Source organism: Virgibacillus sp. 6R, assembly GCF_001895305.1.
GTDB classification, from domain to species: domain Bacteria; phylum Bacillota; class Bacilli; order Bacillales; family Amphibacillaceae; genus Virgibacillus; species Virgibacillus pantothenticus.
Genome location: NZ_CP017762.1, coordinates 1,159,154 through 1,175,165, shown reverse-complemented (window position 1 = coordinate 1,175,165; position 16,012 = coordinate 1,159,154). Strand labels below are relative to the sequence as shown.

At 37.1% G+C, this 16,012-nt stretch carries 15 protein-coding genes; 10 read left to right on the top strand and 5 right to left on the bottom strand.

The features are described from left to right. Nucleotides 1-293: 293 nt before the first annotated feature. The 10 genes from BKP57_RS05345 (at nt 294) to BKP57_RS05300 (ending at nt 12,508) form a co-directional block, all read left to right on the top strand. Entirely contained in the window at nt 294-1,601 is a 1,308-nt protein-coding gene (locus BKP57_RS05345) for a Na+/H+ antiporter family protein (RefSeq protein WP_072742374.1), read from the top strand. Nucleotides 1,602-1,855: 254 nt separating this feature from the next. After that, nucleotides 1,856-2,650, top strand: a complete 795-nt coding sequence (pdaA, locus tag BKP57_RS05340) for a delta-lactam-biosynthetic de-N-acetylase (RefSeq protein WP_050349987.1) — start codon at nt 1,856-1,858, stop codon at nt 2,648-2,650. Between the two features lie 340 nt (nt 2,651-2,990). Further along, nucleotides 2,991-4,568, top strand: a complete 1,578-nt coding sequence (gene mbcS / locus BKP57_RS05335; protein WP_050349988.1) for an acyl-CoA synthetase MbcS — start codon at nt 2,991-2,993, stop codon at nt 4,566-4,568. 349 nt (nt 4,569-4,917) lie between these two features. Continuing rightward, nucleotides 4,918-7,050: an ATP-dependent Clp protease ATP-binding subunit gene (locus BKP57_RS05330; RefSeq protein WP_050349989.1), complete on the top strand. Its 2,133-nt coding sequence runs from the start codon at nt 4,918-4,920 to the stop codon at nt 7,048-7,050. 739 nt (nt 7,051-7,789) lie between these two features. Further along, the gene (locus tag BKP57_RS05325) at nt 7,790-8,662 is read left to right on the top strand and encodes a ComEC/Rec2 family competence protein (protein WP_050349990.1); all 873 of its coding nucleotides are present in this window, start codon (nt 7,790-7,792) and stop codon (nt 8,660-8,662) included. Nucleotides 8,663-8,728: 66 nt separating this feature from the next. Beyond that, nucleotides 8,729-9,574 (top strand): SPFH domain-containing protein, encoded by an 846-nt coding sequence (locus BKP57_RS05320; protein WP_050349991.1) that lies wholly within the window; start codon nt 8,729-8,731, stop codon nt 9,572-9,574. Nucleotides 9,575-9,590: 16 nt separating this feature from the next. Next, nucleotides 9,591-9,770 (top strand): type II toxin-antitoxin system antitoxin, encoded by a 180-nt coding sequence (locus tag BKP57_RS05315; protein WP_050349992.1) that lies wholly within the window; start codon nt 9,591-9,593, stop codon nt 9,768-9,770. 810 nt (nt 9,771-10,580) lie between these two features. Further along, entirely contained in the window at nt 10,581-10,958 is a 378-nt protein-coding gene (locus tag BKP57_RS05310) for a GntR family transcriptional regulator (RefSeq protein ID WP_050349993.1), read from the top strand. Next, nucleotides 10,945-11,823 (top strand): ABC transporter ATP-binding protein, encoded by an 879-nt coding sequence (locus tag BKP57_RS05305; protein ID WP_306423704.1) that lies wholly within the window; start codon nt 10,945-10,947, stop codon nt 11,821-11,823. Before BKP57_RS05310 ends, BKP57_RS05305 begins: the two co-directional genes overlap by 14 nt. Continuing rightward, nucleotides 11,807-12,508, top strand: a complete 702-nt coding sequence (locus BKP57_RS05300; protein ID WP_072741116.1) for a hypothetical protein — start codon at nt 11,807-11,809, stop codon at nt 12,506-12,508. Before BKP57_RS05305 ends, BKP57_RS05300 begins: the two co-directional genes overlap by 17 nt. A gap of 92 nt (nt 12,509-12,600) precedes the next feature. Here BKP57_RS05300 and BKP57_RS05295 read toward each other — a convergent pair whose 3' ends face one another. The 5 genes from BKP57_RS05295 to BKP57_RS05275 are packed head-to-tail and all read right to left on the bottom strand — an operon-like array spanning nt 12,601 to nt 15,987. Then, complete coding sequence (locus BKP57_RS05295) at nt 12,601-13,380, bottom strand: ABC transporter permease (RefSeq protein ID WP_072741115.1); 780 nt, start codon at nt 13,378-13,380, stop codon at nt 12,601-12,603. Next, the gene (locus tag BKP57_RS05290) at nt 13,377-14,285 is read right to left on the bottom strand and encodes an ABC transporter ATP-binding protein (RefSeq protein ID WP_050349997.1); all 909 of its coding nucleotides are present in this window, start codon (nt 14,283-14,285) and stop codon (nt 13,377-13,379) included. The genes BKP57_RS05295 and BKP57_RS05290 overlap by 4 nt, the downstream gene beginning before the upstream one ends. 3 nt (nt 14,286-14,288) lie before the next feature. Further along, nucleotides 14,289-14,489 carry a PLDc N-terminal domain-containing protein gene (locus BKP57_RS05285; protein WP_050349998.1) on the bottom strand — a complete coding sequence of 67 codons (201 nt, stop codon included), beginning with the start codon at nt 14,487-14,489 and terminating at the stop codon, nt 14,289-14,291. A 14-nt stretch (nt 14,490-14,503) separates the two neighbouring features. Then, nucleotides 14,504-15,595: a DUF1648 domain-containing protein gene (locus BKP57_RS05280; protein ID WP_050349999.1), complete on the bottom strand. Its 1,092-nt coding sequence runs from the start codon at nt 15,593-15,595 to the stop codon at nt 14,504-14,506. 2 nt (nt 15,596-15,597) lie between these two features. After that, complete coding sequence (locus BKP57_RS05275) at nt 15,598-15,987, bottom strand: GntR family transcriptional regulator (RefSeq protein WP_050350000.1); 390 nt, start codon at nt 15,985-15,987, stop codon at nt 15,598-15,600. Nucleotides 15,988-16,012: the final 25 nt, after the last annotated feature.

Genomic DNA, 16,012 nt, shown 5'->3' with positions numbered 1-16,012 from the left:
AACTTGTTAAACGAATTGGATTTTGAAGTACTTCCTATTTACTTGCCCGAACCGCTAGGGAATGGTTACGTTAGCTTTGTATTTTTTACACATGTACACAATAAAGCTGTCGGACTTCCCGATAGCTTTTTAGCTTGTAGAGCCATACTATTCCTTATTTCCATATCTTACAACAATAACGTAGCTAAATAAAAAATGACCGAATATATTGGAAATGATAAATAAGGTTGATTTTTTCACTTTATTACTTTATCATAATGAAGTATTAAAGAGAGAGGAAAGTGGGGAAGGAAATGGAATGGGTCGTTCTTATATCTGTTCTTATACTTACTATTTTAAGTTTATTACGCGTAAATGTAATTATAGCTATTATTGCGGCAGCAGTTAGTGCAGGCTTAATGTCTGGATTGAATATAAAAGAAGCAGTTGAACTTTTAGTTAGTGGAATGGGCGGTGGAGCAAATACTGCACTGAGCTATATTTTATTGGGAGCTTTTGCTATAACGATTAGTTATACAGGGATTACATCGTTATTGGTTACCTACCTTATTCGTGTGTTAACAGGCAAAAAAACGCTGCTTTTACTTGTGATCGCGGCAGTTGCATCACTTTCACAAAACGTGATTCCTGTCCATATTGCTTTTATTCCAATATTAATCCCACCCCTATTGCCATTATTTGATAAAATGCGTATGGATCGGAGGGCAGTAGCAACGGCTCTAACTTTTGGTCTTAAAGCTCCGTATATATTGATACCTGCAGGATTTGGTTTGATTTTTCATGAGACAATTGTAGAGAATATGAATCAAAATGGTACGAATATAACCGTCAACGAATCGGTGTTAGCGATGCTTATTCCAGGCTCTGGGATGATTGTAGGTTTGCTGATAGCTATTTTTTTCACCTATCGTAAGGATCGAGTAGTAACCGATAATAATATAGAAACAAGCGAGACATCAGAGGTCGAAGCAAAGTCCGTTCATTTTAGCAAACAACATTTACTAACACTTATAGCTGTGGCGGGAGCTTTGACTGCTCAAATTTTAACAGGAAATTTAATTATTGGCGCGCTTACAGGGCTTGTACTCATGTTTGCTTTCGTTGTTATTCCATTTAACAAAGCAGATCAGGTCATAAGTGAAGGTATTGGAATGATGGGAACGATTGCCTTTGTCATGCTTGTTGCTTCAGGATTTGGGAATGTGTTAACAGAAACTGGTTCTGTAGAAGCGCTTGTAGAAATGGCATCGGGATTCTTAGAACAAAATAAAGCTTTGATTGCTTTAATTCTCTTGTTTGTAGGTCTTGTAGTAACAATTGGTATCGGTTCTTCTTTTGGTACCATACCGATATTAGCAGCACTATATGTACCAATTTGTTTAGCTGCTGGTTTTTCGCCACTAGCGACAGCTGCTTTAATTGGAACGGCAGGTGCGCTTGGTGATGCAGGTTCACCAGCTTCTGACAGTACATTAGGGCCAACCTCAGGTCTGAATGCTGACGGAAAGCATCATCATATTTGGGATACTGTAGTACCTACGTTTATACATTATAATATACCATTATTTATCTTTGGGTGGGTGGCAGCAATCATCCTGTAAGATAAGCTTGTATCGTGCGCTAATTTCCATTGTAAGCAGCAAGCCACTATATTTTTTTCTGGTTCAGACCTCCAGTAAGTAGAGGTTAACGGTGATTTTACTCTGCTGGACAAAGATAATGGTAGCAACAGGCTCGGGAGGTATCCATTAATCGAAGTGGTTGGCTTTGCAACATCCTGTATGCATAAAATCGATCAATGAGAATAAAACATCGGAAACGGAGCATAGTAAGACCAAAAAACAGGTGATCATCAATGAGAAAAAGACTTCCTATTTATGCAGTCATTGCTTTATTGGCTATTCTATGCATGCCATTATCGGCTGCTGCAGCATCTGGCTATGGATGGGGTTACAGCAAAAATAAAGAACATAAACTCCCTGATATTGGAAAATATGCAGATATGCTTAAAAAGTACAATGCTTATTACGCCGATGACTCAGGAGAAAAAAATGTATATGTAACGTTCGATAATGGTTACGAACAAGGGTATACTTCAGATATTCTTGATATATTGAAAAAGTATCACGTTCCAGCCACTTTTTTTGTAACAGGACACTATGTGAAAAGTGAACCAGATTTAGTGAAACGTATGGTGAACGAAGGACATATTGTCGGGAATCACTCCTATCATCATCCAGATTTTACAATTATGAGTAAGGAGAGCATCCAAAAGGAACTAGAGTCATTGGAGGAGGCAGTTGCGGCCATAACAGACCAAAAAGAGATGAAATACTTGCGTCCGCCAAGAGGGATGTTTAGTAAGGATACATTAAAATGGGCAAACCAATTAGGCTATATTCACGTGTTTTGGTCGCTTGCTTTTAAGGATTGGGAGACAAGTAAACAAAAAGGCTGGAAGTATGCTTTTGAACAGGTAAAAGAGCAAATCCATCCAGGGGCGATTATCTTGTTACACACCGTTTCATCGGATAATGCCAAGGCACTCGAAAAAATGATTCAGGAGCTAAAGAGACAAGGTTATACGTTTAAAAGCTTAGATGACCTAGTGTTAAAAAGCAAGCTACCTAAAGCCATATATGGTCTTTAGTTTAGAACGCTACTTATATAGATGAAGACAGAGAAAGTAACAACTAAGACCCTCGGAAATAAACGCTGAGGGTCTTTTGGGTTCTATAGGTATTTATCCCGTATATAAGTTGCTGTAAGGGGAGTAGGATAATCTGTACTGCGACAAGTCTAAGTGAGAGATAACAGCGCCTAAATGCCCTATATCGTTAAGGTCTTTAGTTCATACCATTACGGTATAAACGAGCCGTGAGGGATGAATGAAAACTGAAACCCTTTTATTTACTCGTTTACAAGTTGTTATTTAAAATTTTCTTAATTTTTGATATGATTAAAAATAAACGAACAAGGAGTTGGGTTTTGTGAAAAGAGAAGCATTAATTGCTCCAAAAAATTACAATATCGCTATGGAAATGGAGCGCCACGCCAATAACAAGAATCAGGTAGCCCTAATTATGGAAAACCACCTTGGGGAAACGTATCAGCTTACATACAACGAATTACTGAAGCGAGCCAATCAAATTGGCAACGCTTTCCTGAGAGCGGGATTAAAAAAAGGTGATAAGATGTTAATTATGGTGCCACGTTCTTTTAAAGCATATGAAGTTTACTTAGCTGCGTTAAAGACAGGGATCATTATTATCCCAAGTTCTGAAATGCTAAAAACAAAAGATTTGCAATATCGTATATCCCATGGGGAAGTAAATGGCGTTGTTAGCTATTATTCATTTGCAAATCAGTTCAACGGCATTGACCAATATAATCATTTATATAAATTTTCTATTGGTAATTCTATGGACGGCTGGATCTTTTTAGATGAAGTAATGGAAGAAGAAAGTGACCAATTAGATATCGTCGCAACTAATAGAGATGATATTGCGTTTTTGCCATACACTTCTGGTACAACAGGAAATCCAAAAGGGGTCGTGCATAGTCACGGCTGGGGATATGCTCATCTGCAAACGGCAGCATATAATTGGTTAGCTATTCAAGAAGGAGACAGAGTGTGGGCAACAGCTGGTCCAGGTTGGCAGAAGTGGGTATGGAGTCCGTTTTTATCCGTTCTTGGTACAGGCGCGACGGGATTTTTTTACAGCGGCAAATTCAGTGCTAAAAAGCATTTACAATTATTAGCTGACTATCAAATTAATGTGCTATGTAGCACACCAACAGAGTATCGGATGATGGCTAAAGTAGATAATCTTCAAGAGTACCAACTACCAGCACTGCATAGTGCTGTATCAGCAGGAGAACCGCTAAATGTAGAAGTGATCGACATGTTTAAACGTTATTTTGATATTACTGTCCGTGATGGTTATGGGCAGACAGAAAATACATTATTACTCGGATTTATGAAAAATATGGAAGTAAGACCTGGTTCAATGGGGAAACCAACTCCAGGGAATGAAGTAGAAATTATTGATGAAAATGGAGAACCACTAGCTGCAAATGAAGTAGGGGACATTGCTGTGAAATTAGATAGTCCTGCTCTCTTTTCAGAGTACTTTAAAGATATGGAGCGAACCAAGATGGCTAAACGAGGGGAGTATTATATAACCGGAGATCAGGCTTATAAGGATGAAGATGGCTACTTTTGGTTTGAGGGCAGAAGAGACGATATTATTATTAGCGCCGGTTATACAATTGGTCCTTTTGAAGTAGAGGATGCACTTGTTAGACATGCAGCAGTCCAAGATTGTGCTGTGGTGGCAAGTCCTGATGAAATACGAGGAAATATTGTAAAAGCATTCATTGTACTTCGGGAAGGATTTCAGCCAGATGATCAGTTAGTCAAGGAACTGCAAGACCATGTAAAATCGTTAACCGGACCTTATAAATATCCACGAAAAATTGAGTTTATTGATGAATTACCAAAAACAACTTCCGGAAAGACAAGAAGAGTGGAATTGCGAAACAAGGAAAAAATTCAAAGCAGTTAATCGCTAGCAGTAGGATCCATCTTTTGGGTCCTACTGCTTTTTATGATTTCACAGTTATATGAAAGATGGCTTGTTTCTGTAGCTTAATACGATGAAAAAGTTTCTCTCTGGACTAGCAAGAAAGATATTTGGAGGTTTTTCTTTCTATTTTCAAAACCTAAGTAAATAAGAAAAAATTTTAGTCATAATACTAGAGATAATAAGCTGTTTGCTGATATTTTTTTAAAAAAATTGTGCATACCTCTTGAAAGTCAAAGAAGGTCAGAGTATAATAACAATTGAAAGGTCAAATATAGTCAAAGTCAAACATTGATGAATATAAATTAAATAATTTGAAGGAGGAATCAATATGCTTTGTCAAAATTGTAAACAAAACGAAGCCAACATTAATGTTGCGATGCAATTAAATAACCAGCATATGCAAATGCAACTATGTAATGAATGCTTCCGCAAAATGCAAGGTCAAATGATGAGCGGTAATGATTTCTTTTCACAATCACCATTTAGCAATGCATATGGAGCATTTAGCGCATCGGGTAACGGTTCGCCAAAAATGGGAACACGAACCAAACAACATAGCAGAAATCAAGGCAATGGTTTACTTGACCAACTTGGTAAAAACTTAACAGATGAAGCAAGAGCTGGAGAAATTGATCCAGTTATCGGTCGAGATAATGAAGTGAAACGTGTTATAGAAACGTTGAATAGAAGAAATAAAAATAATCCTGTACTCATTGGGGAACCGGGTGTAGGTAAAACAGCTATTGCAGAAGGACTGGCATTAAAAATCATTGAAGGTGACGTACCAACAAAGCTCTTGAATAAAGAAATATACATGCTTGATGTAGCTTCATTGGTCGCAAACACTGGTGTACGCGGACAATTTGAAGAGCGGATGAAACAATTAATTCAAGAATTACAACAACGTCAAGATGTTATTCTATTTGTAGATGAAATTCATTTGTTAGTTGGTGCTGGCACAGCCGAAAGCTCGCAAATGGATGCTGGAAACATACTCAAACCAGCGCTTGCTAGAGGAGAAATTCAACTTGTTGGTGCAACTACATTAAAAGAATATCGTCAAATTGAAAAAGATGCTGCGCTTGAACGTCGGCTACAACCAATTATTGTTGAAGAACCAACACCTGAAGAAGCCGTTCAGATTCTAAAAGGAATAAAAGACCGTTATGAAAAATTTCACGAGGTACGTTATTCTGATGAAGCTATTGAAGCATGTGTGAACTTGTCCAAACGCTACATCCAAGATCGTTATCTACCAGATAAAGCGATTGATTTAATGGATGAGGTAGGTTCCCGATTAAACCTAGCTAATTCATCTAAGGATTCTGAATCTATTCGTCAACGCTTAGAAGAAATTACGAAAGAAAAAGAAGCAGCAGCAGAGCGTGAAGATTATGAACGTGCAGCCCACTTACGTTATCAAGAAATACAATTGCAAAAACAATTGGAAAAAGCGAAAGGTGAAGAGCAAGTAATCGATGTAGATATTTCCGATATTCAATTAATTGTAGAAGAAAAAACAGGAATCCCTGTAACAAAACTACAAGCCGATGAACAAGAGAAAATGAAAAATCTTGCTAAAAACCTAGCAGCTAAAGTAATTGGGCAAAAAGAAGCTGTGGATAAGGTAGCAAAAGCAATTCGTCGTAGTAGAGCAGGCTTAAAGTCGAAAGAACGTCCAATTGGATCATTTCTATTTGTTGGTCCAACAGGAGTTGGAAAAACAGAATTGACAAAAGTGCTTGCTGAAGAATTATTCGGCTCAAGAGATTCGCTCATTCGGCTTGATATGAGTGAATATATGGAAAAACATGCCGTTTCTAAAATCATCGGTTCGCCTCCTGGCTATGTAGGACATGAGGAAGCTGGTCAATTAACAGAAAAAGTACGTAGAAATCCTTACTCCATCATCTTGCTTGATGAAATCGAAAAGGCGCACCCAGATGTTCAAAACATGTTTCTACAAATTATGGAGGATGGTCATTTAACAGATTCACAAGGAAGAACTGTCAGCTTCAAAGACACAGTAATCATTATGACAAGTAACGCTGGAACAGGGGATAAAGCAATAAATGTAGGATTTAACAAAGATGGACATGAATCTGTTTCCACATTAGAGAACTTAAGTGATTACTTCAAACCAGAATTCTTAAACCGCTTTGATGCGATTATTGAATTTAATGAGTTGACGAAAGAAAACTTGATGGAAATTGTTGATCTAATGCTTCATGAGCTACAAGACACAATTGAAGAACATGAAATTTCCATCACGATAACAGATGAAGCAAAACAAAAATTGGTAGAGCTAGGTTATGATCCACGTTTTGGTGCAAGACCTTTACGTAGAGTAATTCAAGACAAAATTGAAGATCAATTAACCGATTTGGTTTTGGAAAATGATGATGTAAAAAATGTTCACGTAGATGTTGTTAATGACGAGATTGTTGTCAAACAAGCTTAAAACTACTGTTAAAAGCCGCAGAGCATGGTTAGTGCTCTGCGGCTTTTTTTATAAGATAAGAAAGCATAAAATTTGTTGCTTTGGGATAAGGGAATAACTAAATAGCCACGTCCGGCTTCAGCGCCCAGCAACTAGGCGACTTTACGAAATCACCCTACGATAAGTCATCATCGGTTCGTCGCTAAGGGGAAGGCCGACTAAAAACGGGCTTGCCGCTCAGGCGTCGGCATACCCCTGTTTTAGTGGCATGATTCCTAAATCTTTAGTTGATTCGTTCCATTCGCTACGTTGCTAAACGGGCGCTTGCGCCTTTGTTCTAAGATAAGAAAGCATAAAATTTGGCCCACCACAGTGTTTGTAACTGTAGTTTTTTTATTGAAATGTAGATATGCTGAATCTTCGGGATGCATAGGTGACTAATGGAGTTTACTGGAAAGTCGCCGGAGTTTACAATTTATCCTGCATGTAACTTCAGTAAGAATTTCCTTTTTTGTGGATAGTAAGTGAGGTTACTATTATAAACCAAATGATAAATTTTTCCATCACCTTTAATTCATACCATTGCAGTACTAATAATCATTTAGGAATGAAAGCAATGCCTACCGATTGAAGCTTCATTTATAGTATAAAAATAACGTATGTTATCTCCCAAAAAATGACTGGTGTTATTATTCATAAATGCTCTCTTTTTGCAAGAGAATAAACGTATATTCTAACTATGCAAAGGGTGCAGTTGGTTATGTTAAAAACACAGCAAATTTCAATAATTGTTCTCATTATTTTTTCCATTTTGTTTATTCACTTTCCGCCAGTACATAGCGCCAGTGGCAAGGATATGCAAGTACATTTCATTAATGTCGGTCAAGGGGATAGTATATTCATTCAAACACCGAATGATAAGCATATATTAATTGATGGCGGACCACCCCAAGCAGGAAAAAAAGTGGTTCATTATTTAAAGAAACACGGTATAAAAAAGCTGGATTTAGTAGTAGCAACACATCCAGATATCGATCATATTGGTGGTCTCATCACTGTGATGAAACATATTAAAATAGATAAGATTTTAGATTCTGGGAAATTGCATACAACGAGAAGATATGCCAAATATATTCAGGAAATTGTAAAGCAGGAAATTCCAATATCCATTACCAAGCTTCATGAAAAAATACCGCTTGATCCTTCCATTCATATTCAAGTGCTTAATACGTTTAAGAAATCAAGAACGAATAATCAATCCTCAATTGTCTTAAAAATGTCATATAATAATGTTGATTTTTTATTTATGGGGGATGTGGAGATGGAGCAGGAGCAAGAAATTATAAAAAAAGTGGATGAGCAGACAGAAATAGTAAAAGTAGCACATCATGGATCGAATACGAGTACTTCCCTGTCATTCCTGCAGGCTGTTCGCCCCAAAACCGCCATTTTAACTTACCATAAGGACAATCGGTATGGTCATCCTGTGGACCGTGTCATAGATCACTTATATCAAGTCGGTACTTCCATCTATTCTACGGGTGCACTAGGTAACATCGTCATTCGAACCGATGGGACTTCATATATGGTCGAGACCGAGAAGGAACCTTTAGACGTTTTATATGCTAGTTGATATTTACAAATATATACAAAAGTGATATCATTATAATATAAAAGTGATAGGGAAGGTGTAGACATGATGAAGGAGAAACCAGCATGGTCATTGAACGGTTATCTTGGAATTTTAATCATTGCAGTCTTGTTAGCAGGAACAGCTTTTAGTTTTATGGAACAACAATTTATCCTTGGCGCTATTTGTTTAATTATAGCTATTACTTTAGGAAGCGGAATTACCCTAATACAACCTAATCAGGCTGCTGTCGTTATGTTTTTAGGAAAGTACATGGGGAGTATACGCAAGGAAGGAATTGTAATTACGGTTCCTTTTTCCATTCGTAAAATGATTTCTCTGCGTGTTCGAAATTTTAATAGTAATCGCCTAAAGGTCAATGATGTCAATGGAAACCCCATTGAAATTGCCGCGGTTATTGTATTTAAAGTGATCGACAGTGCTAAAGCGGTCTTTGACGTGGATCGTTATGAGCAATTTGTGGAAATCCAAAGCGAAACAGCTATTCGTGCTGTAGCAACGAAGTATCCTTATGATTCATTTTCTGATGCGGAACTATCACTACGAGGAAACGCAGAAGAAGTATCGAATGAATTGAAGGTCGAGTTACAAGAACGGCTAAAGGTTGCTGGTGTAGAAGTAATTGAAACAAGGTTAACACATCTTGCCTATTCCACAGAAATCGCCCAAGCAATGCTGCAACGTCAACAAGCTAGTGCAATTATTGCTGCTAGGAAGCAAATTGTTGAAGGAGCCGTGGGAATGGTCCAAGATGCAATTGCTCAATTAGAAAAAGATGGTGCTGTTGAACTTGACGATGAGCGACGTGTTGCCATGGCAAATAATTTATTAGTATCGATTGTTGCTGACCAAGGCACACAGCCTGTTATTAATACAGGATCGCTATACCAGTAATTAAAAGAGGGGTTATATGTCAAAAAAGAAAAGCTTTCCGTTACGGATCGATCCAAAGTTGTATGAAATATTGCAAGTTTGGGCAAAGGATGAATTTCGCAGTGTAAATAGTCATGTTGAATTTCTGTTACGAGAAGCGGCCAAAAAAGCGGGGCGATTACCAAAAAGTCAAGATAAAAAAATAGGTGAAGATTAAAATCACAAAACTTGCAGAAAAATCCTTTGGTTCTTGCAAGTTTTTTGTTACAAATTCGTATCTAATTACAATAAGATTGTTTGCACGCTTTTAGGTATTTTTGTACTCGCGATCATGTAAATAGTCATATTCCACTCTGCACACTATCTCATCAATAACGCTTATTTCTCAAGTGATGATAAATAATTATTCGCCGTTAGGAAAATGGATAGGGGAATAAATAAACAAGTTACATGTAAAATCCTAAGTTAAATGCCCTTTTTTACCATGAATTAACTTACGGAAAGAATGGTCGTAAATAAAAAGAGAGTAATAACAGCCACAATAATAAAATATAGTGTAATTGCTATCCCGTTAATATTCTGCTCGTAAGGTGATAAGTAGGAATTCACCAAATAAAAATTAGTAAGTTATTTTTTCATCTACGTAGACTTTGAATCAAAAATAATATTTCTTTAAATATCTTCAAGATAGTATTTATCCCGTATATAAGGTAATGTAAGACCCCTGTTTCAGGTTGGATTATCTGTACTGCAACAAGTCTAAGCGGGAGATAACAGCACCTAAATGCCCTATTTCGTAAGAGGCCTTTAGGTCATGCCATTAAAGTACGAACAAGCCGTGAGGTATGAATGAAAATCCCCACTGATTCACTTTACCCCTACCAACCCAAAATCTTCTACGCTTCTTCTTTGTTCGCTGCCTACGCATGTATGTAAAAAATAATAAAGTTTTCCAAAACAGATTGACTCGTAGGTTACTTTGTTATATAGTTAGTCACATAAGTAATGAACCAATGAAGGTGATGCAATGAAACCGATTTTAGATGAAACCAAACCGATATTCCTGCAAATTAAAGAGCAGTTGGAGGATTCAATCATAAGCGGCTCCATTAAAACCGGAGAACGTGTGCCATCAACGAATGAATTTGCCAGTTATTATAAAATTAATCCGGCTACAGCTGCCAAAGGAATAAATGAGCTAGTAGATGAATCTATTTTGTACAAACGAAGGGGCGTAGGCATGTTTGTAACGGAAGATGCGAAGCAGATATTAATTGAAAAACGCAGGCAGTCTTTTTATAAAAATTATTTGCTGCCATTAAAAAATGAAGCGGAAAAACTGCAAATTAGTCAAGAAGAATTGAAAGAAATGGTAGAAAGGTTGGAGCAAGATGATGAAAATTGAAGTTCGTCAGTTGACGAAGCGGTACAAAAATCAATTTGCTTTAAATGATGTCACATTCACTTTGGAAGGACCAAAGATATATGGTCTTTTGGGAAGAAATGGGGCAGGAAAGACAACATTTATGGATATTCTAGCGGGAAATATTTTTCAAACCAGTGGCGATATTTTTATTAACGGAGAAAAGCCGTTTGATAATCGGAATGTACAAGCGAATGTCTGTCTGATTAAGGAAGGCGATAATTTTAAAAAAGAGTGGAAAGTAAAAGAAGTTGTTCGTCTTTATGGCTTTTTTTATCCAAATTTTGACCAACAATTAGCAGCATTTTCATTAAAAACATATAACTTAAATCCAAATGCAAAAGTGAAGACGTTATCTAAAGGGATGGAATCAGCGCTTGGCATTACAGTAGGATTGGCGAGTAAAGCACCAATTACGATCTTTGATGAACCATATATCGGATTGGATGCTGCGGCTCGTAAACAATTTTACGATGTAATGCTGCAGGAATATGAAAACGAAAAGCGGATGATTATTTTTTCCACTCATTTAATTGATGAAGTTAGTTTAATGTTTGAGGAAGTACTTATATTGCAACAAGGTAAACTGGCTTTACAAAAATCGGCTGACGTCTTACGAGAGAAAACCATCTCTGTCACAGGTCCCACAGAGAAAGTGCAGAAGTTTGTCAGCGACAAGCAAGTGATTAGTAAAAAAGAATTTATGGGAATGATGACAGCCTATATATTTGGGAACAGACAAGAAGCAGAAGGACAAGGACTTGAAGCCCAAAGCATCCCTACGCAAGACTTAATGATTCAGCTAACAGAAAAAGAAAGAGAGGATAGCCATGAAGCAATCATTTAGAGGATTAGTATATTTTTTTCTAGTGGAACTTCGTAGACCACTAATTATTTTTTGGACGATTTTATTTCCTATTTTAATTGTATCGCTCGCGTTTTCCTATTATCTGTCGCAAATAGAACAGGGACCTTTGTTTTTTAGTTTAACAGGACCATTATATGTGTTCTTCAGCATTTGGGGATTTATTTGTATAAAGGAGTTTATTCCATTTTCCATTAAGCTTGGCGCAACAAGGAAACAGATTTGGAGAGCGATCGGAGTATTTTTCCTTAGCTTAGCGGTTATCCAAGCAATATTTGCAAGTATCATCCAAGAAGTTGTCTGGAAATTAACGGATTGGGTTGGTATTGACGCGTTTCGTTTTTTACATCCAGCCCTCTTTGTTACCGATAACTGGTATACCCGGATTATGATCGATGTGGGAATCTTCACTTTCTTCTTTGCAATCTCATACTTGATTGGATTAGTATTTTATAAATACGGGCTACTTGGTGGCGGAAGTTTACTTGGAGCTATATTACTCGTTTTGCTGATGACGATAGCAACGGGATGGTTTGCAGAATTTGTGGGTAAAATTATATCTGATATGAGTGTTATCTTCTATATCCAAACGTTTGCAGTGGGAATAGCTCTTTATCTTTGTTCATTCTTATTTTTCCGCAAAATCACAATTGTAAAAGCAAGATAAATCTCTTAAGCGATAACCCCTTATCAGCCTTTATAAGATTTAAACAAGCTGATAAGGGGAGAAATACAGAAGCAAGCATAGTATATTTTTACTCATTCATTTCGGTTGTTAAATACTTGTTTAAAACTGTAAATTGAAGCGAGCAACACTATAATAATCAGCAATACACTCACAATTGCTGCATAAATTAACGCAGAAGGTATGTCGCCAGTAATTAGCAATTCCTGAAGATGTGTCGATAAATTAGCAGGACTCCATGCAGTACGAGTTCCAAGCAAACTTGTAAGTAGACTAATAACGAGGGTTGTACCGATCGTTAAAAAAGCAACTAGTCCGGGAGAGCGCGTTAACGTATTGTAAAAAATAGATATGGTACAAATAAATGTTAACCATAGACCGTAATAGAAAATAACGGCAAGAAGCATTGTAAACGCGATATCGCCATAAAGAAGGTTGGTATAATACCAGCTTGCCAGCATACCAATAATAAATGAAGACCAGATAAGTGAAAGCAAGGACAACCATTTGGCAACCACAAATTTCGTATACGAGACAGGTTTGACAAGCACGAGCTCTAATACACCACTTTTTCGCTCACCACTAATAGCACCCATTGACAATAAAACAGTAACTAAAACGCCTAACATAGAGTACTGGCTTAAGCTCATCATGATAGCATCAGCAGCCGAGAAATCAGGGAGCTCAATTACCGCACCGTCTGCCATGCCGCCGACAGCTTCCAAAATATCCGGTAGATAATAATTCGTTATTGGGTCCATAATGGCTAGCAGGATAAAAACGAGTGGCACCCAAATCCATTTTTTATTTCGCCAGTTTTCTAATAGTTCTTTTTTGAATAATACAGTCGTCATGAATGATTCACCGCCTTCATAAACATTTCTTCCAGAGAAGCTTGTTCCAGTTTAAACGTTAACAGAGGCCAATCTTCCTGCACCGCCTGTTGCAAAATTTCTTTACGCGCTTTCGTTATATCATTGGTAATCACTTGTACCGAATCTTTTTCCACTAAGGTGTTGCGGACATTTGCAAGTGTAGCTACTTTCTCCTCATAAAACGCTTGGCTTTCAGCAAACTGCAACGTTATTTTTGTCGTTTGATATTTTTGTCGCAATTCCTTCATTTTGCCGGATTCAATAATTTCTCCATTACGAAGCAGTATTAATTCATCACTGATCTCATCGGCATCACTTAAAATATGCGTCGAAAATAAGACAGTCATCTCCTTTTTCAGGTCTTCCATTAATGTAAGCACCTCTCTGCGCCCAATCGGATCAAGTGAGGATACGGGTTCATCGAGCATTAGCAGCTTAGGCTTATGAATAATTGCTTGGGCGATTCCGAGACGTTGCCTCATTCCACCAGAGTAATTGCTAATTCGTTTGTCTTTTGCGTCAATAATTCCTACTATATCAAGCAGTTCTTTGCATCTTTGGCGGGATTTTGCCTTTGACAACCCTCCCAATTGCCCACTATAGGTTAAGAATTCACTCCCTGTCATCCAAGAATAGAACACAGGATGCTGCGGTAAATAACCAATGAGCATTCGTCTATCCATGTTCTTGTTCTGCTCAAAAATGATGTTCCCAGAAGTTGGTTGTAAAAGGCCTGCGATCATTCGAAGCGTTGTTGTTTTACCAGCACCATTAGGGCCTATTAATGCGATGCATTGATGTGGTGTGAATTGATAATCCATATTTTTAACTGCGTGTGTGCCGTTGAATTTTTTGGATAAATCCGTAATAGAAAGAATCGTCATTTATTACTGCCTCCTTCCAAATATAAAGTACAGAATCGGTCCAATTATATTAAGAAATATAATGATGAACAGCCACATCCATCTTGGACCATTCGTATGCTTGTTTTTAGCCCAGTCTACTAAGCCAATAACCATTAAAATGCATTGAATAACAATAAACGGAGCAAGCAATGACCAGTTTATGGATTCGATTACCTCTAGCATATTTCACATCTCCTTTAGCGAGTTAATAGGATTAAACCAAAAACAACTAGTAAAGTTATGAAGATAATGATCCATGAGAGCGGCTTTCCCAGGTTTATTGTCCAACCAATGCCAAATCGTTTTTCTAAAAAGAGAGCTGGATCATTTTTATTGACGTAAAATTGTCCAAGTTTCCAATACTTATCATTATCCCGATCAATTACTTGTTCATTTCGTTCATCTGGAAACTTTACTCTGCTCCCACCTTGACCGGTAGAAAAAGCCAAATAAATAACACCAAGCAACAGGAGACCTTGAATAGTAATAGATGCAATGGTAAATAGCAGTTGTCCTTCGGGAATAAGTAAGATAAATTGCGCCATAGAAAGCCATATTGTGAGTAATATACTGCTAATAATCATGTACGAAGACCAGCGCTTCCGAAAAACCACATTTTGCTGTAGCGATTTGTTTGGATTTTCAGCACTAATTTGCTGCTTCACGTTGCCGATAAGAACATTTATAGCGAAAAATAAACCAGTTAATAAGAACTGTGATAATGGTAAAGCCAAAATAGATAGATACGATTTCGAGATAAAATTTGTAGCTTCCCCGAGAAAATCAAAATTGATTGGCAATTGATCTGGGAATTGGTCGTACCAAAAATACGACAGCGTGATTGTAACGATACTGATTATAAATGGAATGATAAACCATTTATGAGAGTACCTTAATTGCTGGTTGCGAAATTTTGTGTGAATCAATATTTTTTCTGTTTTTTCATTTGTCCAATTAGCAGTTTGTTTTTTTAACTTCATGGTCCGGTGAAAGTACAAATAAATGAAAAACTCAATAATGATATAGCCAATGATGACAGTGGGAAGAAATATCCCGACTTTCTTTTCTTCCATCATAGATGTTGGGGAGAAAAAGAAAATTAAAAAAACAATCATACTTACTATCGTTGTAGTTATAGCGTATTGTTTCCGTAATTGTTTCAATTCTGTTGATACGTAGATTTCTTCAGGTATCGATACACCAAAGCTTTCCGTTTTTCTTGTTAAATAAGGTGTGAAAATGAAAACAATAAACAATGGTATGAACGTAATTGCTAATATGGCATTCATAACTATTTCCCCCCTCTTGTAAAATCAGCATAGATTTGATTGCAAATTTTATAGAATTCTTCTTTCGATAAGTTACGACAAATACTTTCGGCAATGAAGGGGCGGAGATTTTTTGCTAATCCAGCTTTATACGTTTCCGTCGCTTTTGGAATGCCATCTGGATGGACCATGACTCCTTTTTGCCGGTGAATTTGTAAAAATCCTTCTTGTTTTAATTGTTGGTAGGCTTTATTAACGGTATGCAAGTTAATTCCGATATCAGCAGCAAGCGAGCGCACAGATGGTAAAGCATCTCCCGGAAGCAACTCACCTTTGGCAATTCCCTCGACAATTTGTCTAGTTAATTGTAAGTAAATTGGATCTTCTGATTCGAAGTCTAATTCAATAAACAAATATACACCCCCTTGAAGTTCTATC

What these genes read in the sequence shown, in the direction of transcription:
- BKP57_RS05345 (WP_072742374.1), top strand. Translation starts at nt 294, where the DNA reads ATGGAATGGGTCGTTCTTATATCTGTTCTTATACTTACTATTTTAAGT.
- pdaA (WP_050349987.1), top strand. Translation starts at nt 1,856, where the DNA reads ATGAGAAAAAGACTTCCTATTTATGCAGTCATTGCTTTATTGGCTATT.
- BKP57_RS05330 (WP_050349989.1), top strand. Translation starts at nt 4,918, where the DNA reads ATGCTTTGTCAAAATTGTAAACAAAACGAAGCCAACATTAATGTTGCG.
- BKP57_RS05325 (WP_050349990.1), top strand. Translation starts at nt 7,790, where the DNA reads ATGTTAAAAACACAGCAAATTTCAATAATTGTTCTCATTATTTTTTCC.
- BKP57_RS05320 (WP_050349991.1), top strand. Translation starts at nt 8,729, where the DNA reads ATGAAGGAGAAACCAGCATGGTCATTGAACGGTTATCTTGGAATTTTA.
- BKP57_RS05315 (WP_050349992.1), top strand. Translation starts at nt 9,591, where the DNA reads ATGTCAAAAAAGAAAAGCTTTCCGTTACGGATCGATCCAAAGTTGTAT.
- BKP57_RS05310 (WP_050349993.1), top strand. Translation starts at nt 10,581, where the DNA reads ATGAAACCGATTTTAGATGAAACCAAACCGATATTCCTGCAAATTAAA.
- BKP57_RS05305 (WP_306423704.1), top strand. Translation starts at nt 10,945, where the DNA reads ATGATGAAAATTGAAGTTCGTCAGTTGACGAAGCGGTACAAAAATCAA.
- BKP57_RS05300 (WP_072741116.1), top strand. Translation starts at nt 11,807, where the DNA reads ATGAAGCAATCATTTAGAGGATTAGTATATTTTTTTCTAGTGGAACTT.
- BKP57_RS05295 (WP_072741115.1), bottom strand. Translation starts at nt 13,380, where the DNA reads ATGACGACTGTATTATTCAAAAAAGAACTATTAGAAAACTGGCGAAAT.
- BKP57_RS05290 (WP_050349997.1), bottom strand. Translation starts at nt 14,285, where the DNA reads ATGACGATTCTTTCTATTACGGATTTATCCAAAAAATTCAACGGCACA.
- BKP57_RS05285 (WP_050349998.1), bottom strand. Translation starts at nt 14,489, where the DNA reads ATGCTAGAGGTAATCGAATCCATAAACTGGTCATTGCTTGCTCCGTTT.
- BKP57_RS05280 (WP_050349999.1), bottom strand. Translation starts at nt 15,595, where the DNA reads ATGAATGCCATATTAGCAATTACGTTCATACCATTGTTTATTGTTTTC.